Source organism: Halosimplex yunnanense, from assembly GCF_054504345.1.
In genome coordinates this window covers 15,357-34,947 of record NZ_JBTJEL010000024.1, presented here as the reverse complement: position 1 = coordinate 34,947, position 19,591 = coordinate 15,357, and the positions used below count along the sequence as shown (strand labels likewise).

Annotated in this window: 24 protein-coding genes; 18 read left to right on the top strand and 6 right to left on the bottom strand. The window is 60.3% G+C overall.

The window, feature by feature from the left end; all coding sequences use genetic code 11:
• Positions 1-66: 66 nt before the first annotated feature.
• From AB2U09_RS01040 to AB2U09_RS01020, 5 genes are all read left to right on the top strand, one after another.
• Positions 67-993, top strand: coding sequence for a transcription initiation factor IIB (locus AB2U09_RS01040; protein ID WP_459190833.1), 927 nt, complete (start codon positions 67-69; stop codon positions 991-993).
• A gap of 94 nt (positions 994-1,087) precedes the next feature.
• Positions 1,088-1,969 carry a biosurfactant protein 1 gene (locus AB2U09_RS01035; RefSeq protein WP_459190832.1) on the top strand — a complete coding sequence of 294 codons (882 nt, stop codon included), beginning with the start codon at positions 1,088-1,090 and terminating at the stop codon, positions 1,967-1,969.
• Between the two features lie 139 nt (positions 1,970-2,108).
• On the top strand, positions 2,109-2,297 hold the full coding sequence (locus AB2U09_RS01030; protein ID WP_006183366.1) for a DUF8012 family protein: 189 nt from the start codon (positions 2,109-2,111) through the stop codon (positions 2,295-2,297).
• A gap of 91 nt (positions 2,298-2,388) precedes the next feature.
• Positions 2,389-2,769 carry a hypothetical protein gene (locus AB2U09_RS01025; protein ID WP_459190831.1) on the top strand — a complete coding sequence of 127 codons (381 nt, stop codon included), beginning with the start codon at positions 2,389-2,391 and terminating at the stop codon, positions 2,767-2,769.
• Between the two features lie 67 nt (positions 2,770-2,836).
• Positions 2,837-3,499 carry a DUF6735 family protein gene (locus tag AB2U09_RS01020; protein WP_459190830.1) on the top strand — a complete coding sequence of 221 codons (663 nt, stop codon included), beginning with the start codon at positions 2,837-2,839 and terminating at the stop codon, positions 3,497-3,499.
• Between the two features lie 235 nt (positions 3,500-3,734).
• On the opposite strand, the gene AB2U09_RS01015 is transcribed toward AB2U09_RS01020, so the two are convergent.
• On the bottom strand, positions 3,735-5,354 hold the full coding sequence (locus AB2U09_RS01015; protein ID WP_459190829.1) for an LA2681 family HEPN domain-containing protein: 1,620 nt from the start codon (positions 5,352-5,354) through the stop codon (positions 3,735-3,737).
• Between the two features lie 284 nt (positions 5,355-5,638).
• Here AB2U09_RS01015 and AB2U09_RS01010 point away from each other — a divergent pair, with 284 nt between their 5' ends.
• The 4 genes from AB2U09_RS01010 to AB2U09_RS00995 all read left to right on the top strand — a co-directional run bounded on the left by AB2U09_RS01010 (position 5,639) and on the right by AB2U09_RS00995 (position 7,493).
• The gene (locus AB2U09_RS01010) at positions 5,639-6,061 is read left to right on the top strand and encodes a DUF8025 family protein (RefSeq protein ID WP_459190828.1); all 423 of its coding nucleotides are present in this window, start codon (positions 5,639-5,641) and stop codon (positions 6,059-6,061) included.
• A gap of 103 nt (positions 6,062-6,164) precedes the next feature.
• A complete protein-coding gene (locus tag AB2U09_RS01005) occupies positions 6,165-6,656 on the top strand; it encodes a DUF7995 family protein (protein WP_459190827.1) in 492 nt (163 codons plus the stop codon).
• Between the two features lie 2 nt (positions 6,657-6,658).
• Positions 6,659-7,024, top strand: a complete 366-nt coding sequence (locus tag AB2U09_RS01000) for a DUF7568 family protein (protein ID WP_459190826.1) — start codon at positions 6,659-6,661, stop codon at positions 7,022-7,024.
• Between the two features lie 73 nt (positions 7,025-7,097).
• Entirely contained in the window at positions 7,098-7,493 is a 396-nt protein-coding gene (locus AB2U09_RS00995; protein ID WP_459190825.1) for a DUF7567 family protein, read from the top strand.
• A gap of 156 nt (positions 7,494-7,649) precedes the next feature.
• On the opposite strand, the gene AB2U09_RS00990 is transcribed toward AB2U09_RS00995, so the two are convergent.
• Together AB2U09_RS00990 and AB2U09_RS00985 are read right to left on the bottom strand one after the other, a co-directional pair.
• Positions 7,650-7,991 carry a hypothetical protein gene (locus tag AB2U09_RS00990; protein WP_459190824.1) on the bottom strand — a complete coding sequence of 114 codons (342 nt, stop codon included), beginning with the start codon at positions 7,989-7,991 and terminating at the stop codon, positions 7,650-7,652.
• A gap of 178 nt (positions 7,992-8,169) precedes the next feature.
• A complete protein-coding gene (locus AB2U09_RS00985; RefSeq protein WP_459190823.1) occupies positions 8,170-9,534 on the bottom strand; it encodes a restriction endonuclease in 1,365 nt (454 codons plus the stop codon).
• 118 nt (positions 9,535-9,652) lie between these two features.
• Between AB2U09_RS00985 and AB2U09_RS00980 the strand changes: the two genes are divergently transcribed.
• The 8 genes from AB2U09_RS00980 (at position 9,653) to AB2U09_RS00945 (ending at position 15,527) form a co-directional block, all read left to right on the top strand.
• Positions 9,653-10,339 carry a DUF6166 domain-containing protein gene (locus AB2U09_RS00980; RefSeq protein ID WP_459190822.1) on the top strand — a complete coding sequence of 229 codons (687 nt, stop codon included), beginning with the start codon at positions 9,653-9,655 and terminating at the stop codon, positions 10,337-10,339.
• The gene (locus AB2U09_RS00975) at positions 10,339-10,479 is read left to right on the top strand and encodes a hypothetical protein (protein WP_459190821.1); all 141 of its coding nucleotides are present in this window, start codon (positions 10,339-10,341) and stop codon (positions 10,477-10,479) included. The genes AB2U09_RS00980 and AB2U09_RS00975 overlap by 1 nt, the downstream gene beginning before the upstream one ends.
• Before the next feature lie 116 nt (positions 10,480-10,595).
• On the top strand, positions 10,596-11,756 hold the full coding sequence (locus tag AB2U09_RS00970) for a hypothetical protein (protein WP_459190820.1): 1,161 nt from the start codon (positions 10,596-10,598) through the stop codon (positions 11,754-11,756).
• A 66-nt stretch (positions 11,757-11,822) separates the two neighbouring features.
• On the top strand, positions 11,823-12,044 hold the full coding sequence (locus tag AB2U09_RS00965; protein ID WP_459190819.1) for a DUF8129 domain-containing protein: 222 nt from the start codon (positions 11,823-11,825) through the stop codon (positions 12,042-12,044).
• A gap of 124 nt (positions 12,045-12,168) precedes the next feature.
• On the top strand, positions 12,169-13,170 hold the full coding sequence (locus AB2U09_RS00960) for a DUF6610 family protein (protein ID WP_459190818.1): 1,002 nt from the start codon (positions 12,169-12,171) through the stop codon (positions 13,168-13,170).
• A 71-nt stretch (positions 13,171-13,241) separates the two neighbouring features.
• Positions 13,242-13,589: a DUF8013 domain-containing protein gene (locus AB2U09_RS00955; protein WP_459190817.1), complete on the top strand. Its 348-nt coding sequence runs from the start codon at positions 13,242-13,244 to the stop codon at positions 13,587-13,589.
• A gap of 85 nt (positions 13,590-13,674) precedes the next feature.
• A complete protein-coding gene (locus AB2U09_RS00950) occupies positions 13,675-14,613 on the top strand; it encodes an ArdC-like ssDNA-binding domain-containing protein (protein WP_459190816.1) in 939 nt (312 codons plus the stop codon).
• Positions 14,614-14,711: 98 nt separating this feature from the next.
• Entirely contained in the window at positions 14,712-15,527 is an 816-nt protein-coding gene (locus tag AB2U09_RS00945; protein ID WP_459190815.1) for a hypothetical protein, read from the top strand.
• A gap of 13 nt (positions 15,528-15,540) precedes the next feature.
• On the opposite strand, the gene AB2U09_RS00940 is transcribed toward AB2U09_RS00945, so the two are convergent.
• Positions 15,541-16,344, bottom strand: coding sequence for a DUF6036 family nucleotidyltransferase (locus tag AB2U09_RS00940; RefSeq protein WP_459190814.1), 804 nt, complete (start codon positions 16,342-16,344; stop codon positions 15,541-15,543).
• Positions 16,341-17,267, bottom strand: coding sequence for a MarR family transcriptional regulator (locus tag AB2U09_RS00935; RefSeq protein WP_459190813.1), 927 nt, complete (start codon positions 17,265-17,267; stop codon positions 16,341-16,343). The genes AB2U09_RS00940 and AB2U09_RS00935 overlap by 4 nt, the downstream gene beginning before the upstream one ends.
• Before the next feature lie 138 nt (positions 17,268-17,405).
• Between AB2U09_RS00935 and AB2U09_RS00930 the strand changes: the two genes are divergently transcribed.
• On the top strand, positions 17,406-17,729 hold the full coding sequence (locus tag AB2U09_RS00930) for a DUF6788 family protein (protein ID WP_459190812.1): 324 nt from the start codon (positions 17,406-17,408) through the stop codon (positions 17,727-17,729).
• A gap of 560 nt (positions 17,730-18,289) precedes the next feature.
• On the opposite strand, the gene AB2U09_RS00925 is transcribed toward AB2U09_RS00930, so the two are convergent.
• Positions 18,290-19,558 (bottom strand): orc1/cdc6 family replication initiation protein, encoded by a 1,269-nt coding sequence (locus AB2U09_RS00925; protein ID WP_459190811.1) that lies wholly within the window; start codon positions 19,556-19,558, stop codon positions 18,290-18,292.
• Between the last annotated feature and the right edge of the window lie 33 nt (positions 19,559-19,591).

The window sequence follows — 19,591 nt, the reverse complement described above, 5'->3', positions numbered from 1 at the left end:
GTCTATTTGCCCCTCAATGGGTGAGGGGCTCGCTGTAAAGGCGGGTTCCTGAACACGGTGAGAACGATGGCAACCAGAGACATCTACGAGAGCGGATTCGACGAGGACGTCCAGACGGAATCGAACGCTAACCAGTGCCCCGAGTGCGACGGACGAGTCACCACGAACGCGGTCGAAACGGTCTGCGAAGATTGCGGCCTAGTTATCGATGAACAGCGCATCGATCACGGGCCGGAGTGGCGGGCGTACGACGACGAGGAGCGCGAGCGAACGGGTGCTCCACTCACTGCGGCTCGCCACGATCGCGGCCTGTCGACGGAGATCGGTCGCGGTACCGACGCGAAGGGGAACGAACTCTCGGGGCAGAAGCGACGGCGACTCGCGCGGATGCGCCGTGAGCAAACCCGTGGGCGCTGGCGGTCGAAGGCGGAACGGAATCTCGCACACGGGCTGGGCGAGGTACGTCGGTTGGCGAGTGTCCTCGAGCTCTCCGATTCGGTCCGTGACCAGGCGTGTCAGCTCTTCCGAAGCGCCCAGAACGAGGATCTGCTTCGTGGCAGATCCATCGAGGCCATCGCCGCGGCCAGCATCTACGGGGCCTGCCGGTGCAACGGCCTCTCGCGGTTAGTGGACGACGTCAGCCAGATGGCCCGCGTGGCGGAGTCACGGGTTACGAACGCGTACAAAACGCTGAACGAAGAGCTGGGCCTTCCTGCTGAGCCCGTCTCCCCCAGCATGTTCGTACCGCGCCTCGCCTCGGACCTCGAGTGTCCGGACAAGATCCGACAGCGGGCCCGAACACTCGCGGAGCAGGCCGAGGAACGCGGCGTCACGACGGGCGTCCATCCGGCCGGGTTCGCAGCGGCCTGCCTCTACAAGGCCGGTCGCGAGGAGGGACGATGGCTGACGCAATCTGAAGCCGCGGACGTGGCGAACGCCTCGAAAACGACTGTCCGGGCACACCGAGATACGTTGGAGGAACAGGTCGCCTGAGGCAAATCACTGTCTCTCCGTCTGTACTGCACATCGTTCGATCCACGCTACGATTTAAACACGAAGACGAGCCATGTTCTCTGTAGATCACTCTATGAACGGTCGTTACTCTGACTATGAGGAACTGCGGCCGACCGGTGAGGCGTCCCACGTTCCGGACATGAGGCTGGACGACGGGTACGAAGGTGACCCCCAGCGGCAACGCGTTGCGACGAGCGCTGGTGGCTACCCTGATGCGCCGACGACCACCGACGGCGAGTGCCAGTCCTGTGGGACGTCAGTCCCAGATGGCCAGATGAAATGCCGATTCTGTCTCACCAACCATCTCGAGAGTGACGCGACTCGCACGGACGAAACAGCGTCGACGACGTTCCTCGGCATCATCCACCTGGTCGTCGAGTCGACCACGTTCTACGGCGCCGTCGCGAAGGGCGGCGCCGCGGCGAACCTCCTCTCTGCCAACGAGGCGGAGCCGGCCGTCGACGACTACACACTCATCTACGACCTCGACGAGGCGCCGGCGCGCCAGCTGGCCCAGCAATGGCCCTCACTCCCCCACGCGGTACAGGTGTCGTCAGAGGAGGGAGAGCGGCTGCTCAGAGCCGCCCGTGATCGGACAGGGTGGTACGGGCAGGAAGCGTCGGAGCGTCATGAGCAGGCCCCGACGCGGCTCTACGACCAGCGAGGGAACGGCATCCGCGACGAGTCGCGTCTCGCAACGATCCTCGACGACGCCGATGACGCGGTATGGCTGGTTCCAGGGATCGCGCTGACGGAATCACCTGCGGAGGCTGTGGCTGATCGCCAGGTGTCGTCGGTGCCGACGACGCAGAACCTCGACTGTCAAACCTGTGGACGGACGGCCGACCATCGGTTCAAAACCCACGAGTCGGTCGCGGATGAGGCGTGGACGGGCCAACCGATCTGGGAGTGCCAGATGTGTGGCGCAGCTCGCTACGGCCCCAGTCTCGAGTAGGGCCAGTGCTGGGCGTCGATTAACCAACATCACTGTAGGTAGCTCCGAGTTTCGTTGGTTAATACCGTGATATCCTGCAAGCCCGACGCCAGTCTCGATGGGGTGTCTTTCCGCGCCGGCGAGTGGTGAGGCGCTTCCGATGGAGCAAGAGTTCAAACAGGGCTACCGGATGCATCGTATACTCAGCAATCTCAACCGACTCGACGTCGACCGATTGGACGACGCGGATCGAGAGCGAGTCGAGACCGCGAGAGACCTCCTGGAAGAGGTGAGCCTTCTCACGCGGCCGAGCGACGGAGCCGGGGCGGACGCCCACGCAGATTCCTAACTGGAGTCCCCGGCCACGACCAGGGAGGCAACTCTCGTGTCGGTTTATCGCCCCCGACAGGGGTGCGGGGGCGACCCCGTGAAGTCCAGACATGGCGACACTGCAAGCTGCGACGACGTCGACCGGCGCGATCGTATCGGATCCGCAGGCAGTCCACGAGCTCTGTGAGAGCTACTGCTTCGGGACGCGCGACTGGGAGGTCACGGAGGAGGGCGAGCTCACTATCTGGGGGTACGACGACTTCGAGGTGTACGAGGCGCGAGAGAACGGCCTGCCGGACTACGAAGGCGGGATCGTGACCCACGAATTCCTGCGAGAACTCGCCGACCACCTCGAAGCCAACGAAGAACTCGATATCCAGACGGCGGGGTTCACCAAGTGCCGCTTCCCAGTCCTGGCCAAGCGGTACGTCGTTCACAATGGCGAAGTCCTCCACGCGGACCTCAGTTCCCCCGACCCGATCGACGAGTAGCGTTGTTCGTCCCCCGGGAGGGGTGCGGGGCGGTCCAGTCGCGGTCGCCCCGTGAGGTGATTGCTCGATGGGACACCGCGCACTCGTTGCGTACGAACGCACAGACGGACAGTACACGCTCCACTACAGCCATTGGGGTGCAGCAAACCCCAAGCTCAAGCGCCGAATTTCGGCTGAATCGCCGTTCGGTGGCGACGACACCGACTCCAAGTGGGCGAAACAGCTGCTGGCGGAACTGGCCGATGGCCTCGAGGCAGATGCGGTCAACGGCTACCTCGCTGGCGAGGATCGACCGTCGACGGTCGTCGAGCCGAAACCCCGCGCCACCGGGCTCACCCTCGACGAGATCGTCGCGGACCATCTCGACTACCTCCACCACGAGGCGTTCTTCGTGGTGTCGACGACGTTTGAGGTGACCGCCTATCGGACGCTGTGGTTCGGGCTCCAGTACGACTCGGAGACGGTCGAACAGGGAGAGACAGTCGGGAACGGCGCGCTCGCGACGGTGCGCTGGTACGACGGCGAGCCGGTCGGTGATGGTCACCTGCAGGGCCAGTTCGCGGCCCTCAAAGACGTCGTCGGCGACATGCTCGACAAGGGCGTGTTCACACCGTCAACGGCGAGGCAGTACCTGAAACGGAAGCTGGCCGAGCGAGTCGGAGACCAACAGGACCTGCTCATTCCGACCGGGGAATCACCCTTCGAGAAGGCGAGCCTGAACCACTCCTAGTACGATCTGCTTCGTGGCAGCTACTGTTTTTCAGGGGTCGGAATGGGTGAGCCCCGCCGTAGGCTCGTGATAGGGCGCGTGGCACTCCCACCAGTTCGTCGGACAGGAAACCCGAAGAGACAACCAACTGCCCTTGGGTTAGCGTGGGAAGCCACCGACAACAGTCGTGGGAGGATGTTACTTCTGAGCCGGGAAGACAGAGTTTCAACAAAAGCCTCTCGGCCACAACTATTCGTCACTGGAGAGTGTTCCTAAGTGCCCCAAACTCGAGAGGCATAGCAGGCAACTCGCGGCTGGGCTTCCGTTCCTCTTCGAGATTGACGGCGAAGGCAAGGTAGATGAGTGCTGCTCGGGTTTTCCGCAGCATCGTGACTGCTTTCGTCTCGAATTCGTCTCGTGCCATCTTCGTCGCTAATTCATCCGTAAAATGGCCCGCTGGTCGCTCCGTTGTCTCCCACGCCGTGAGTTTCACATACCGGTGCTCGACACCATTCCGCAGTTCAGTAAGCTCTCGGCCCGCCAAATCCAGCGAGTTCTCTATCCGTAGCGAATCATCTCGCAGGTCCTTACTCAACCAGTACAGTCCTCGAAGCGGTAGGTTCGCCCGGCCTGAAAATTTCTCTTGCAGAGTACTCCCGTGCCGGTTCTGGAACCAGATGTCGGTAAATGAGACGTCCTCCGTATCGCGGCCGCATTCGAAATAGTAGTTGATGAACTGCGCGATCTTATCGAACAGAGAGTACGCTGTCCGGAGTGCAATCTTCAGCTGCTCACCATACACGGAGTGAACGGGGTAATCCAGCGTATTCGTCAGAGAGACCTCCTTATCTGCGAAGTGCGGGCCGTCAGGGTGACTCCCCTGGTACAGCAAATACCGGGCAGTCACGTACTCCTCGACCAAATGATTCCATAATCCAAGACAGGTCACGATTCGTTCCGTCCGAGCGTCCAGTAGCTGGCCAAGATGGAGTGTATCTTGAGCAGCAATCGGCTCGTCCGTTACATCGTTCAGCGTGTTCAGAAAGAGACGATGCCGGAGACCCCACCGTCGATACGCTCGCTCCTCGTCGCTGTCCCCGAGGTCACTCTCCTCGAAGTCAAGAATCTCATCAGATGGGGGTGAAGACTTGAACTCGGCTGTGATTCGGGTTTGATACCGGTCGAACTGCTGGAGCGTTTTCTCGGGCGAGAGGCCTACGAGGCGGTCCATCTTTGCCTTCTCTATTTCATCGTACGCTTTCTTCAGCAGAACCGCACGATGCCCCTCGTCGTAGTCATGCCTCCCGTACGTGTAGAAGCCGATGCCGCGTTGACCCCGGGCAGGGAAGAAGTACGGTTGGCGGATTAACGCCTCATTCCAGAAGTCGAACGCCTCGACGAACCGCCCGATGGTCGAATACAGATTCCCTAGGTTCGTGAACGACCGCCATTGTTCTAGTGGCGAGAGTTCGTCTACGGTATCTTCCTGAATTGCGAGGCGATAGTGCCGGATAGCGTGTTCCCGGTCGGTGTTCTCCCAGAGCCATTCGTCGCCCCGGTCGGCCTCCAAGGACATCCGGTTCGAATATGCTGTGCCGAGCCGGTAGTTCAACATTCCGCGGAGCTCGGCATCAAGCGAAGACGGGTCCAGGTCTTTGGCGAGGTCAATCCCTGCGGAGATCGCGATTCGACTTTCGATGTCGGCGCCGTGGTCAACGAGCCAGCCGATAACCCTAAGCTGATTGCGAGAAGAGAGATTCTCGACTGACTCGACCATTTTCAGGCGGTCGATGACCTCCTCCCGATATTCGGGAAGCAGATCCTGGAGTGACAGGACCTCTAAAGCTGTCAGACGAGACGTTTGCTCTGCTTCCACGGTTAACGGTCGAGAGCAGGGTGGCGGTTTATTCGATACATGTGCTCCGGGTTCGCTGTCTCGAGGGGGATGTCCATTTCAGTCAATACAATTGCATAATACTGTCGTGCGATTTTGTATTAGTACTGCTGCAATTCACATCGTAGAGGATGTGAAGTCTGATAGAGTTACGTAGCTACCTACTAAAGACCAGATTAATGTTACTTTCTTATTAATTTGTCTCGTAGCAACTGTTCTTTTTCAGGGGCAGGAAGGACCGAGCCCCGCCGTAGGCTCGTGATTTGATGACCGATGAAACAGCTGATGATTTCTTCGACGACTGCGAGTTAGATCCCGAGGCGATCCTCGGAACACACACCTTCGAAGACGTTCTGTTCACCGACGGCACGGAAACCCCGGTGAACGTCCTCATCGGCAAGACACCGGCACATTCGCAAGCAACCGTCGAGGAAGCGAAGGAGTTCGCTGCGAGTATCGACACGGAGACACCCCAAATCGCGCTCCCCGCATCCGTCGAGTCGCAGGTCGAAACACAGAGCAAGCCCTACACGGCGGCAGCGTTCTTCCACTTCAAGGCGACCGGGTCCCTCGAGCGTCACCGCGCCTACCACGCCGCCTACAATTCGGACGCGTTCACCGTTGATTTCAAGTCGGACTACGAGTCCGGCGACTTGACGATCACTGTCGAACGAGCGGACGAGGCCTGAGAATCCGCCGTCACGAGCAGGTTTTTCGAGCGCCGGCGATGGGTGCCGGCGCAGCTGGAGCGAGCAACGACACCCGGTGCGTCGGCGTTTCGAGGTGTTCGAGATGCATATGGTGATTTACGCACTGGTAGAGGCATCGACGCACGACAACGCGCTGGCCACCGGAAAGTCGGTGTTCGACCGCCTGGTCGGCGCGGACCCACACGCCGGCGCCGTCTTCGACTACTACGTGACCTTCGACGAGGAGGACACGTCCGTTGCGGGGAAGGCGCGATGGGGAGAGTTGCCGACTGCAGCCCCCGTCGACTCTGATGGTGGCCAGGATCTCCTTGAGCGTGGCTGGGAGGCGACGAAGGAGGAATTCGAGCGTAATCTCGACCGGGTGAAGGAGGCCATCGACGAGCTCTCCGACGAGGAGATCATGCGCGATGAGGACCTCGCCCGGCACGCCTTCCACCAGGTCGGTGCGTACGATGGCCCGACGATCTTCCTGTACACCGAACACGGAACCGGCATTCGCCACCGTGGACAGCTGGATCGACTCCTCGAGGAGAGTGAAGAGCTCTGGATCGTACCCGCTGACGTCCACTTCTGAATATGCCTCCCATCACCAACTGGCGACGCGAAAGCCGCTCGCCAACACTCGCGTATCGGAACACTGAGACAGGTGCGCGAGCCGTCCTGCATCGAGCCCCGGACTCCTACCGGTACAAGTGGCGCGGGGCAATCCTCGTCGACGGCTACCCGGTGTGGTCGCGGGGATACGAGACAAAGGACGCGACGTCATTCCGTGACAAACTCCGGGAGCGTCCGTCTCCGAACCTCAGCTGTCCGGAGTGTCCGAGTGACGACGTTCGTGTCGGCGAGAAGGCAGCAGACGGGGCCAAAGTCCAGCGGTGGTACGACTGCCCCGACTGTGGGTACGAAGCCCCCTCACGCACCGTCTACGGCGCCGAGCGGTAAGTGGGTGAGCGGTCGGCGCTGTTTTTCGACCGGGCACGAGGTGGTGGCCCGGTACGACCGGGTTAGTCAACCTATGACCCTCGAAGTACTTGACCGACACAGTAAGGCACTGTTCGAGTTCCTCTGGTGCCCCGTCTGCGGGCAGGAGGTTTTCACTCACATCCCCTTCGAGGGGGTGTTCTGCAAGAACTGTAACACCCAGGTCGAAATCCAAGAATCCCGAGAGACACGCGGCTACGAGGAGGCCGTGCTCGCCTGCTTCGATACAACCACGACCTGGAACCTCCACGTCAACGAGAAACTCCGTCGCGACCTGCCTGATGGGTCGGCCCGCGTGAAGATCCTCGGCGCACCGGGCGCCTACAAGGTCGACTGGTGGAGTCCAGAGCCGGGTGAGGACTGGGAACCGGTGGTGCGAGGAGAGTTCAACGGCGTCGAGGAGCCAGACGGGGTGTCACATCTAGCGTAGAAAGGCGGACAAGGACGGGGGTTGTTACGTGCGACACACCACACAATCGCCGCATCTACGAGTTGATCGTTTGCCGAAGGTCATCTCCGAGTTTCAATTTCGGAATATTAGCGAAGCTCAATACGGATTACGTCGAAACAGAAGAGTGACCGATTGTTACTGAGAGCCACGAATCCGCCGTTGAGCTCGAGAATCCAGTACCTGCTGGGCATAGAGTGAATCTTCTCGGTCGCTTTCCGCGACCCATTCAAACGCTTGGCGAGAAATTTGTTTCATCAGTAGCCCACCGTTTTCGATTTTCCACCCAAACGGTTCTTTAGGGTCTAATCCGCGCTCTCGAAGTATTTCACCGTCCACACGTAGAGCCATTACGAGGTCGTCCCCGTATTCAGCTGCTTGTTCCGGGCTCAGCACCAAGTTATCAAGGAATCCATCGCTGTTCGGCTTGGGCGTCATCCACTCGACAGTCCACTCATCTCCGACCGGCTTAGAAGGCATACCTGTAGAATAGTCGTTGCTCGATAAAATGGACAGGGGAACACAGGTTCGTATTAGAATGAAGAGTTTGCGCTCTGAGCAGATTAATGTCAGAGGTGAGAGAGCATCAACATCCTCGGGAGGTTTTTGAATACCGTCGAACCTGGGCAGAGCGGTAAACGATTCGACGCCTTGGCCCTCAGATTACGCCTCCGAGCGCGAGGATGCCAAGCAGTAGTACAACTGCAGTAACTACCCCACCAGCCGTGAGGACCTTGTTCTCCATCGCCTTCTCGTGGATGGGCATGTCGGCGTACTCCTCGCGGAACGCCTCAAGGTTCTCCTCGTCGTAGAAGTACTTCGTCTTCAGCGCGAACCGCTTGGTGACCGCACAGCCCGTACAGACCGGTTCCTGATCGAGCCGTTCGGTCTTGATGTGGCTGTCGCAGGCGATCGCTCCGCAGTTGGGACAGAACGTATACGCCTCGTCGACGCTGCTGGTCTCGCAGTGGACGCAGCGGTGGATGCCGTCCTCGGCGGTGACCCGCGAGGGGCCCGCTGCGAAGTATTCGTAGGGGTAGGTGTACTCCTGAAGCTCCGTCGTTTGTCGAACCTCGGGGAGGTAGACTGGCTCGATCGACTGGACGGAGATGTCCGAGCGATTCGGCTCGCAGGTCTTGTTGTACGTGACGTTGTTGTCGCCGGTGTAGGTGACCGTCGTCGTGTGGTGGTCCTGGAGCCGGTCGACGGCCCACTCCTTGTACTCCGTCTGGGTTTGCCCGTACCTGTGCTCCTCGACGGCGTCGAACACCTCGCCGAAGCGGTCGATGTCCAGGTCAACAGTTGCATGGAGGTTCTCCGTGACCAACGTCGCGACATCGTCGGCAGCGACCTGCGGCTGCCCGCGTTCGGCGTGGACGACGAACCGCGTCCGTTCGTTGATCCGGTGGATGACGCCGACCGACGTTTCGAAGACCGCGTTTGTGTCGGCAGTGACAGCCACCACCGGTCGAAACGCCGCTTCCGAGCGGGGCGTCGGCAGGTCGCCCGCCTCGATGTTCTCGATGTCGCGGAACGCCTCCTCAACGGGCGCGTCGACGTCGGCCGCCGGGTCGTACGGCCGAAGCGTTTCGTCACAGAGGATTTCGATCCGACCGTTGTAGAGGTCGAGACCGATATCGTCGGCAATCTCCCGCAGGTCCTCGCCGTCGAGCAGCTCGATGGGATGTGGGTCGTCGTTCTCCTGGAGGCGTGTCGCGTACTCCTGGGCGGGGTTGGTGAATCGGCCGGTGGTAGCGACCATCCCTCGCTTCGGACCGTCGAAGTCGAACGTGGCAATCGCCGAATGGAGCTTCTGGACAACCGGTCGCCCGACGGTGTCCGTGTGCTTGCACTCGACGATGATCGCGCGCCGAGTGCCGTCGACGACCTCCTCCATGATGACGTCGCGTCCCTCGTCGGCAGTCCGTTCTGCCTGGCGGACGTTCTCGTAGCCGAGGTTCCGGAAGACGTCTTCCATCACGTCCTCAAACTCGAACCCGGAGAGGTCGTCCAGTACAGCCATTCGGATATATCTGGATAGTACGTTGCAACTGCCAAATACGTTGTCGAACGCTACGCCGTCCTGTTTGTTGAACCCCTGAGAGGGGTGCGGGGGTCACCGAACCGCCCGCGAGCAACGTATGAACGGGAACGCACCTGCAGCCGGTTCAGAGGCAGTCTCAGTAGCATCGCCCACACAATCCCACCGAGACACAGTCGAATACGTCGGCTTCCGCGTCGATGGCCAAGCCGTCGTCCTGAACCTCTCAGAGCATCGGCGGCTCCCCCTCAAGCGCAGTCTAGACCTCGTCAACCACAGTCCAAGCGGGTTCGAGTGGGGGTACAGTGGTAGCGGGCCCGCTCAGCTCGCGTGCGCGCTCCTACTCGACTACTACGACGACGAGCAAGTCGCCCGAGAGCACTACATCGCGTTCCGTAATCAGGTGGTCTCACAGCTGGAGTGCGACGGTGCCGCGGCGTGCTGGCACCTTACCGGCGAGGAAATCGGCGCCGCGATGGCGTCAATCACCGACGACGTCGTCGCCCTCCCCGACGGTGGGCGGCCGTCGCCGACGCTCTCCGAAAACTGGCGAACCATCTCCCGCCCCGATCGGCGGGTCTTCCAGCGCGCTGATCGTGACCACTACATCGTGCTCGGAGAGGGAACCGACGAGTGGCTAGTCGTGCTCTGCAGTCAGGGCGACCGTGCATATCCTGCCCCGCTCGCACATCAGACGGTTTCCGAGGATGCTGACCTAGAACAGGTGATTCAGGAGCTCGCCGAGGAGAGCAACGACCTCATCGAACCCCAGGAGGGGGAGCACTGATGGAGACGCTTCGACTGGCTCGAGCCACCCACCAGCTCCTCGAACGTGGTGTCGAGGCGCTCGAGAAAATCGGGCGCGAACTGGAGCGGTACAACGACCGGCAAGAGGACACCGACAGCAAAAACGGAGGATGTGAGTAGAGGTCAAGGCCAGACGGTAGTTCGCGAGATGTTGTTTTTGCGCCCGGGAGAGGGGCGCAGGGCGCGAGACGATGTAGGCGCTCGTCGATGACCGTTCCTGTTCTAAGGTGACTGCAATGAAAGATCCAGAGTCCAGAACCATCTTCGCCGGCGTCGATGGGCGTACCGACACCGAACTACCCGAGTGGTACCGACAGCGTCACGGGAATGCAGAAATCGTGACGTTCGCCGAAGCGATTCGTGAGCTCCCGCAGGCCGTCGAAACGACCGTGGCGTACCAGAATCCGTACACCGACGAGTGGGTTGAGACGGAGCGGTTCAACGCACTCGTCGAGCCGAGTCGCGCTCGGGAGCAGGCCCGAGATGAGGACGCGGAGACGGACTCGTTGTTCCACATTCCCACAGACAGCTACTCGATCATCAATCCGGTCGACGTCTACGGTCCCCTGGAAGAGGTTCTCCGTGAGGAGACTATCGACGGGACGCCGCTGGGCGACGTGATGTTCGGCGAGATACGGCGCTACCGGGGCGGCGGCGAGGTCCACATGGACATCATGTTCGACGGCCTCGAAGTGCGGCTCCCCGGCCGGTCGGACCCAATCACGATGGGCGTCACGTCGGGCTACGACTTCTTCGGCGAGCACGCCGTCTACGTGGAGGGGTTCGCCCAAGACGGCTACTGTTCGAACACGATGCGCTCGCTCACCGACAAGGAGGTCATCAAGCACGTTGGCGACGTGCGGAACTTCCGGACCTGGTGGGAGGAAATCCTCGCACAGGTCGAACTCGTCGCCGACGACCTCTTCGAGTTCATCCGGGACGCCCAAGACATCAACCTCGACTTCTCGGAGCTCCCGTTCAGAGTCACGGAGTTCTACACCCTGCTGGGGTTCCCGGACTACCTAGCCGAGCGCGCGGCAGGCGATGCAGAAGCAAACGCGACGTCGCCCTTCGAGATCGATATGTGGACGCTGCATTCCGGCGCGACGTACGCGCTCACCCACTTCTTCCAGGGCAAGGAGGGCGCATCCCTCGATCAGTACGTCCGTATCGCCAACGACATCCTGTTCAACCCGGAGGGCACCATCGAGCGCGTCGAGCAGGCCTACGAGGAGCAGCTTGAGGCGGATGACGACGGCGGGGCGCAGGCGTCGCTCGCCGGCGAGCGGGCGCTCGCGAGTATCGAGCGTATCAGCGACGACCTGCAGGAGAAGGTCGACCAGTTCGAGGAGCGTGAGGATGCGCTGCGTGAACGGTTCCAAGACGCGATGGCCTGAGGCCGCGACGATGAGGTAGTCGTCTGGTCTGTTTTTCTCTCCCTCAAGGGGTGGAGGGCGATCAAGATGGAGAACTCCACGGACAGCGATGGGAGTGACAACGCATTCCCTCCCGAGAAGCGCCTCGAAGCACCGAATTATCGACTGATCGAAGCCGGGATCGCGACGATTCCGGATATGGAGACACTCCGGGAGTGTGTTGCCTACGAGAACGCACACCAGAACCGGACACAGATTTTGCGTCAGCTCCAGTGGAAAGCCGAAGAGTTGCGTGAGAGTGAGGAGTAGCGACTTGTCTTAACCAACGTTCGGAGCAAGACACTATCCTGTGTTGGTTAACGTCGAGTAGATCCCGTTTTTCCGGCCCCCGAAGGGGCGCGGGGCGGCCAGCAACGGCCTCGCGAGCCCAGTTATGTCCCTCGAGCTCAGTTCAACCTCCAGTGCTGCTAGCGAAATCGCTACCGCAAGACAAGCAGACCATATTGCGTTCCTTCATCGACTCCCGTTTGCCGCCGATGCTCTGGCTCTCGGCTATCTTCCGGGCTTTCGGGAGGACTGTAGGTATCAAGAAACGCAGTATCAGAACCTCAATATCCCTGTTGGGATGCTCGATAACGACTTCCGGAATCCCGATCTGGACCGATTCGTCAATCGCTTTTTCGAGCACGAACCACAGGTCGGTGTCATCGGCGACGTCTACGAACGCGACGACGTCGACGCCCACGTCGCCGCTGCTCGCGAAATTCAGGCCAGCTACCCAGAGGCCGAGCTCATCATCGTCCCAAAGTCCCGAGCGGTGATCGACGCGATTCCCGACGACCTCGTCCTTGGCTACTCACGAGGCTATGCTGACCGCTTAGCGCACGAATTCTCCGACCCAACCGACTGGCGCGGTCGGCGCGTCCACATCCTCGGCGGGAGCCCACCCAAGCAGCTCGACGCCATTCGACAGCTGACCAGACCGACACTCACCGATGAGCCACCGGCGGACATCGTCGGCGTCGACTGGAACGGGCTCCATCGCGGCGCACAGTTCGGTGAGTTCTGGACGGCCCACGGCTGGGACGACAGCGGTCGCAACGCCGATCACGTCACCGTCCGAAAGACGGTGCGCCACAGCCTCGCTCGCGTCCGTGAGTTTTGGAGAACCCACGGAATCTGGCCCGAAACGACACCGCGAGACGAGGGGCTCAACGTCGAGTACGAGGGACCGACTCCTACCGATCTCGAGCACGCCGCCTGTACCGGGTGCGGGACGAACGTCTGGCGAACTCGCCGCGGCCCGTACGTCGCCGAGTACGATACCGGCGCAATCTGTGGATACTGCAGCTACGAGTGCTACTTCAGCCACCGTCACCGGAACAACCTAGAGGAGATCGCCGGCGAGCAGAGCGTCTACCTGCCGCCGGCGTGACTTCGCGACCTGTTTTTCGGGCCCCCAGAGAGGGCGAGGGCTCCTTCGAAAGCTCTCAGAGGTGACTTCCAGTGAGTCAACAACAGAGTCCCGACAACGTCTCGATCGACGAGATCCCAGTCGATATCGACAACACGCAATCAGACACCGTCGAACCCGACGACGTCCCCGAGGAAATCGAGTCCATCACCCACGGGCTCGCCAGCGAGCACCCGCCGACGAATCCCATAGTGGTTCTCAAAGCGGCTCGCTGGTGGTATCTACACGGCAAGGGCGGAACGGATCCCGCCTTCCGGTGGGCAATCGAGTGGGCGCGCCACCTCGCGACTGACACGCCCAGCGACGTCGAACGCTTCGAGGAGTTCCTCGAGTACCTCGTCACGGTCGGCTTCGCCGACGAACGTCACGAACTCCGCTAACCGCGAGCGGTTTTTTGTGCGCCCCGGAGGGGTGCGGCGCGGTCTGAACAGGCGCAGTCGTCGTGAACTTAATTCGGTGAACACAATGGCTACGACTAGTAACTCGTCGGTCTCCTTCGAGGAGACCGACACGCGAGACGACGAGATGAACAGTACGATCGAACAGTGGATCGATGAGCTCGTCGCCGGCGTCGACGACGCGCAGGCTAGCGAGGAGTTCCAGGAGTGGCTCGACGTCCAGAGTCGCTTCCACGACTACTCCTACCGAAACACGCTCCTCATCAAGCAGCAGTGCCCCGAGGCGACGCGCGTGGCGGGCTACCGGACGTGGCAGGATGAGTTCGACCGGCACGTCCAGGAGGGCGAGTCGGCCGTCTGGATCTGGGCGCCGATCATCACAAAGCAGTGCCCGGAGTGCGAGAACTCGCCGAGCTACCACGAGAACAGCGACTGTGACTACGACGAGACGCCACCCGAGGAATGGTCGGAGGGGCTGGTCGGGTTCAAGCCCGCGCCGGTGTTCGATGTCTCCCAGACCGAGGGCGAACCGTTCCCCGACCTGGACACGGAAGCGACCGGCGACGCCGGCGACCTCGTCGAGCAGTTGACTGCCGCCGCTGATGAACTCGACGTGACGGTGCGAATCGTTCCAGCCGAGGAGTGGACGCACGGCGAGGCGAAGGGCATCTGCGAGCAGCTGAGTCTCGTCGATATGCAGCCCCGTGTCGAGGTACGGGATCGCGAGAACGACGCTGATCTCGCCCGGACGCTGGTTCACGAGTACGCGCACGCCCTGCTCCACTTCGACGTCGACGACGACACCGAGCGGTCGAAACGCGAAGTCGAGGCCGAAGCCGTCGCGTACGTCGTTGGGCGGTACTGCGGGCTCGACACCAGCGGCTCAGCGTTCTACCTCGCAGCCTGGGAATCGGACGATCCCGAGGTCGTTCGCGAGCGGCTCGGACGAATTAGTCGGACGGCAGAGGAACTTATCGACGTGCTCGAAGAGCCGCCTGCTCCCTAAATCGGTTAACCAACAGATTGCCCGGGTCTCCCTCTTTTGTTGGTTAAGTTTTTCTGCGCCCGCAGAGGGGCGGAGGCGCATTCTGACCTCCGTGAATCATGACTAACGACTATCTCACAACGGTCCTCGAGGAAGCCGAGCACGTCGCCGAGCAGCACGACCAGGTCGCCCGAAAGAGGGACAACCAAGCCCACGAGTACCTTCGTTACGCTGTCCTCCGGATACTCGAGGGGCAGGCAGACCACCTCCCGACGGGCTGGACGCCGATCGACGGTGTCACAGTGGGCTACGGCAGCGACGACGCGATGTTCGACAGCTGGAGCGCCAGCGAAGATTGGTGGGAAACTGTCCCGCCCCAGGAGGCGTGTACGCGCTTTCGGGTGTTCTTCCCGGACGACCACCAGACGGTTCCACGCGATATCGTCGACGTGATGGCCGCGCTGGGTGCCTGGCGCGTCTGGACTGGGAGCGCAGCGGCGTGCGGCTCCTACGACCATCGTGAGCGCCGTGAGGTACACTACCTGTGGCCGGAGGGCCATCCGGTGGAGGAAATGCTCCACGAGCGCCTCAGTGGCCCTGCGGAAGCTGTCGCTCCGGATGGTGGCCGAACGGGCGACGTTCGCGATCGGATGGTCGTCGACGATACTGCACAGTCACAGGACGAACTTGAGCCCCGCACGAAGCGCGCCGTCAACGAATCGATGGACGTCTCGCTCCTTTCGAAAGGTGGTCGCTATGAGGTCCAGTCCTCGTCCGGAAATCGGTACGAAGTCGACGTCATCGACGAATCGTGTACCTGTCCTGACTGGCAGCAGCGCTCACCAGAAGGTGGCTGCAAGCATCTGCGTCGCGTCGATTACGAGATCAAACGGGGCCGTGTCCCCCGACCAGACGGCCGGCTTCCCACTGCGTAGGGGCGGAGGAGGGCTATTCTCTCGGTCGAACAGTCCCGTCATCTCGACGGACCCGGTCGAACGTCGCGAGATACGCGATCCGGTCCCGAACCTCGTCGGTGTCTAGCTCCAATTCGGCAGCTAACTCATCGACGGTCATCGGTTCGTCGAGTACCTGGAGGACTTCGAGCCCACGGTAGTACTGCTCCGTCAGTTCTTGAACTCGCTGCTCGATGGGCGTGGTCACCCCGTACCGCTCTTCGAGCTCGACCAGGGCCTCGTTCGCGAACGTTGCGAACTGATCGTCATCGAGCCGGTCGATCTGTGCTTCGAGTTCATCTTTGACGACGTCGTAATCGAGGCCGGCCTGCACGAGCATATTCATGTCCTCGATGTCGTCGTCGCGGCCGGCGATCGCCTTGAACAGGAAGATATCCTCGTTGCTAACCAGCCGGACTGTCAGCCGATCCGTGTCGAGGAACGGCTCGCTGCGCTCTGCCATCCCGTCGGTTAGTACGAGCTTGTTCGCGACCTGCTGGTTGAAGATGTCGAGGCGACACCCATCGTCGTTCTCGACGCAGCTCGTCGCCCCCAGCGCCCGGTAATCTGGATCCAGCGATTGCACCTCCGCATACCCAAGGTCCATCAGGACGGCCCATAGCTGGCCGTATGCGTCGCCATCCGGGACGACCAGGTCGATATCTTTCGTCGCCCCCTTGAGGTCGCGCAGCGACATCGCTCCACCACCGATCAGGTAGACCGTAAGCGGTTCAGATAGTCCCTTTCCGATTCGCCGGAATTCGTTCTGGATGTACTCGCGTCCGAATGTTGGTCTCATTGTGGTAGTGGCACCTCGTAGTCAGCCGCCAGCTCTTGGAACTCGTCCCACTCCGGGAGCCGGTCGTCGTCGACCTCGCCGTGCGTCTCGAGGTAGCGGAGCAAGGCGTCGATCTCGTCTTCGAGTCCATACGTCGCCGCCTGCGCTCGGAGGTCCTCTTCGTCAACGTCGACGTGGCTGAGCAGGAGAAGACAGTACGAACGGTGGCGGCTGCCGTCGTCGATCAACAGTGTGTGACAGCAGAGCTCCGCCGGCGAGACCTCGTCAAGAGTCTCGGAGTAGCGGTAGTAGCGATGGTCAGTGAGCAGGAACTGGAGGTCGAAGGCCGCGAATCGAGCGAGCCCGGTTCCGTGGAACCCGTCTGCGTCGATCTCCGTCTCGGCTTGGGCGAGGAATTCGTCGTAGTTTTCCCAGAGAATCGTGCCCTTCGAGGCGACGGCTTCGAGGCGGTGGCGATGGAGATGGTGTGCGAGTTCCTGGGCGAACTCGTGGAGGCGGTCGAAATCAGCGTTGAAGTCATAGCGGCCGTTGTCCGTCCCGACGAGACCACGGTCGCGGAATCGCTTGAGGACACGGTTAACCGTATTGCGATAGTTGTCGCTCCGGTCAGCGATCTCGGTGACGGTTCGTGGCTTGTCGAGATAGTAGAGTACCTCGAGGGCCTTGCCGGTCAACAGCTCGGGGAAGTCGATGTGGGAGTGCTGACGGACGAGGTCCTGATAGAGTTCGACGGCACGAGCATCCGACGGGACGACTCGTTTTCGGCGGCCGTCGCGTTCCGTGTAGATGAGCCCCTTCTCGACGAGGTCGCCGACGGCACGGGAGAGGTAGCTCTCGCTGTGGTCGAGCTTCGTCGCGAGTTCGGAGATCGTGTCGCCGCGGTCGGCTGTGGCGAGGACCTCGAGTTCGATGCGCCGGAGCACGGTGTAACATAGTACGAAACTTGTATATAAAGGGGTTTCGAGTAGTGTTACAGGCAGAGAGAAACAAGAGCTTGCCCATCGTCTTAACCAACAAAACTATGGGTAGAGAGTCCGTGTTGGTTAACAGGGAGAGAATCGATGTCCTACGAACCACCGTCCCCACCAGCGAACCTCCCGACGGAGATCGTCGACGCCCTCAACGAAGCCACACCGGAGCATCTTCGGGACGCTGCCAGCTACGCCGAGGCGTTGGCCGAACACAAGGAGCGTGAAGCTCGTCTCGAGGAGGAAGCGGACGACGCCGATGTCGAGGAGCACCATGATGACCTCCCAGACGATGTGCCGGCGAAGGCGACGATCACGATCAAGGAGATCAACGATAACCGCTACTATTACTGGCAGTGGCGGGATGGCGATTCGGTGACATCGAAGTACAAAGGGCCGGTGAATCCCGACGAGTAGATGAGATGGAACTGTAGCCTGATGTTCGTTTCAACGTGATTCGTAGCGTAGCAGATGGCACCCCCCAGAGTGTGAATGGGACCGATTTACCCGACACCCCTCGGTGTGAATGGGATACCAACCGCCACTCTCTAACGAGACTTCACGCCGAGAGAAGACAGAGCAACCCGCAGATAGATTACGCCTCGTTTACCCCCACACCCCTCAGTGTGAATGGTCCACCACCCAGGGTACCGCGATTAAGAAGTCCTTAACAGCAGAAGTCCTCACGCCCTAGGGAGGGCTCTCGCCTCAGTGGCGAACCTTCGGCTTCGGCACAAGGCCTCGCCTTTCAGAATACATCTACTCGGAGGACTGTTTAGACTAAGGTATAATAAAGATAACTACAGCTGCGGTGCGGTGCAGTAGCGGGTCGGGTCAGCTACTGTGGCAGAACGTGTAAGCCGCTCTCCGTGCCGTACTAGGTTCTTCAGACGAACAAGCCTGCTTCTCAAACTCCCGCTCTATCTCTACAACCGTCGTTTCCTATGGGGGACCATTCACACCGAGGGGTGGGGGTGTCACCATCCCATCAACGTCTGGAGTTCCGGCGTCGAGTTGATCAGTCCAGTTCGTGTACTCTCAACGTCTCCTTGGAGCGAATACGACCTGAACTTCCCCTGATCTCCGCCTTCCTTCTTTTTCGATTCGAGAACTCCTGTCGTCACGTGCTTGTTCAGAAGCTCAAGCGCACGATTGTACCCCTTCGGCTCCACCTCAACGTCTCGTGCTACTGTTTGGTATACCTCGTGGATCTCTGATGTTCGGAACCATTCTTTCTCCGGATTATTTCGGTCAAGTCGTGTAAGAGCAAACAGGAGTAACTTCCCGGACAACGGGGTCCCTTTCACCATCTCCATAAAGAGTTCAACCTCGACAAGTTCGTCAGCTTCGAGAACGTGATTCGCGGTTACGATATCGTCGCCTTCTTCGTCGGCGATCTCGCCCGCATTCCGGAACAATCGAACTGCGCGTCGTGCGTCGCCGTGTTCTTCAGCTGCGAGTTCCGCTGTTGTTGGAATAACCTCGCCATTGAGGACACCATCATAAAATGCGTCTCGCCGATTTTCGAGGATTGCGATAAGCTGGTCTTCTTCGTACGGTGTGAAGGTCCGGTGTTCCGGTTGGAGAGTCGATTGAACCCGTGACTCGATTTCTCCTTTGAATTCGATGTCGTTCGAAATCCCGATTGTAACGACTGGGAACTCAACGTCATCTTTTGACTGTGCCCGTGACAGTGTGTAGAGTACTTCGTTGACTTCTCCATGCTTGTCGATCTCATCGATAATGACCACCAGACCACCAGAGAACTCCTTCTGAACAACGGGCCACAACTTCTGATCCCGATAGTGTTCTGCTGAGAGGCCCTGATACGGGACCTCGAGCGGGTTCTCTGCTTTCGCGTTCACCTGTTCTGCTATCTTTCTGAAGGTGGAGGTATACGTGGAGATGGGATCCGGATTAATGTATGCAGTAACGATCGGGGAGTCCGTTCCTACAGTTGCTGCCTCGAGTCGCTCACAGACGTGTCTCGCAACTAGTGTCTTCCCCGTCCCGGTTTCACCCCACTCCAGGACGTTATCCGGGACGCTATTTGTCCGCATTTTCCGGAGATTCTTCGCCAAGAACGTGATGTGATCGTCTCGACCGACGATTCGATTGGCGTCAGGAACGTTATCGATCTCAAGTAACCACGGTTTCTCAAAAATATCTGATTCGTCTTCCTCATCCCCCTCATCGACGTTCAAAATCTCGTCGACGGTTGTTTGCGTGGAATCGTTGTTTGGCATGGACGGACCAATTCACCCCATTCACATATAGGT

Bases quoted from the DNA above. Each gene is read 5' to 3' on its own strand.
- AB2U09_RS01040 (WP_459190833.1), top strand. From the start codon at position 67: ATGGCAACCAGAGACATCTACGAGAGCGGATTCGACGAGGACGTCCAG.
- AB2U09_RS01035 (WP_459190832.1), top strand. From the start codon at position 1,088: ATGAACGGTCGTTACTCTGACTATGAGGAACTGCGGCCGACCGGTGAG.
- AB2U09_RS01030 (WP_006183366.1), top strand. From the start codon at position 2,109: ATGGAGCAAGAGTTCAAACAGGGCTACCGGATGCATCGTATACTCAGC.
- AB2U09_RS01025 (WP_459190831.1), top strand. From the start codon at position 2,389: ATGGCGACACTGCAAGCTGCGACGACGTCGACCGGCGCGATCGTATCG.
- AB2U09_RS01020 (WP_459190830.1), top strand. From the start codon at position 2,837: ATGGGACACCGCGCACTCGTTGCGTACGAACGCACAGACGGACAGTAC.
- AB2U09_RS01010 (WP_459190828.1), top strand. From the start codon at position 5,639: ATGACCGATGAAACAGCTGATGATTTCTTCGACGACTGCGAGTTAGAT.
- AB2U09_RS01005 (WP_459190827.1), top strand. From the start codon at position 6,165: ATGCATATGGTGATTTACGCACTGGTAGAGGCATCGACGCACGACAAC.
- AB2U09_RS01000 (WP_459190826.1), top strand. From the start codon at position 6,659: ATGCCTCCCATCACCAACTGGCGACGCGAAAGCCGCTCGCCAACACTC.
- AB2U09_RS00995 (WP_459190825.1), top strand. From the start codon at position 7,098: ATGACCCTCGAAGTACTTGACCGACACAGTAAGGCACTGTTCGAGTTC.
- AB2U09_RS00990 (WP_459190824.1), bottom strand. From the start codon at position 7,991: ATGCCTTCTAAGCCGGTCGGAGATGAGTGGACTGTCGAGTGGATGACG.
- AB2U09_RS00985 (WP_459190823.1), bottom strand. From the start codon at position 9,534: ATGGCTGTACTGGACGACCTCTCCGGGTTCGAGTTTGAGGACGTGATG.
- AB2U09_RS00980 (WP_459190822.1), top strand. From the start codon at position 9,653: ATGAACGGGAACGCACCTGCAGCCGGTTCAGAGGCAGTCTCAGTAGCA.
- AB2U09_RS00975 (WP_459190821.1), top strand. From the start codon at position 10,339: ATGGAGACGCTTCGACTGGCTCGAGCCACCCACCAGCTCCTCGAACGT.
- AB2U09_RS00970 (WP_459190820.1), top strand. From the start codon at position 10,596: ATGAAAGATCCAGAGTCCAGAACCATCTTCGCCGGCGTCGATGGGCGT.
- AB2U09_RS00965 (WP_459190819.1), top strand. From the start codon at position 11,823: ATGGAGAACTCCACGGACAGCGATGGGAGTGACAACGCATTCCCTCCC.
- AB2U09_RS00960 (WP_459190818.1), top strand. From the start codon at position 12,169: ATGTCCCTCGAGCTCAGTTCAACCTCCAGTGCTGCTAGCGAAATCGCT.
- AB2U09_RS00950 (WP_459190816.1), top strand. From the start codon at position 13,675: ATGGCTACGACTAGTAACTCGTCGGTCTCCTTCGAGGAGACCGACACG.
- AB2U09_RS00945 (WP_459190815.1), top strand. From the start codon at position 14,712: ATGACTAACGACTATCTCACAACGGTCCTCGAGGAAGCCGAGCACGTC.
- AB2U09_RS00940 (WP_459190814.1), bottom strand. From the start codon at position 16,344: ATGAGACCAACATTCGGACGCGAGTACATCCAGAACGAATTCCGGCGA.
- AB2U09_RS00930 (WP_459190812.1), top strand. From the start codon at position 17,406: ATGTCCTACGAACCACCGTCCCCACCAGCGAACCTCCCGACGGAGATC.
- AB2U09_RS00925 (WP_459190811.1), bottom strand. From the start codon at position 19,558: ATGCCAAACAACGATTCCACGCAAACAACCGTCGACGAGATTTTGAAC.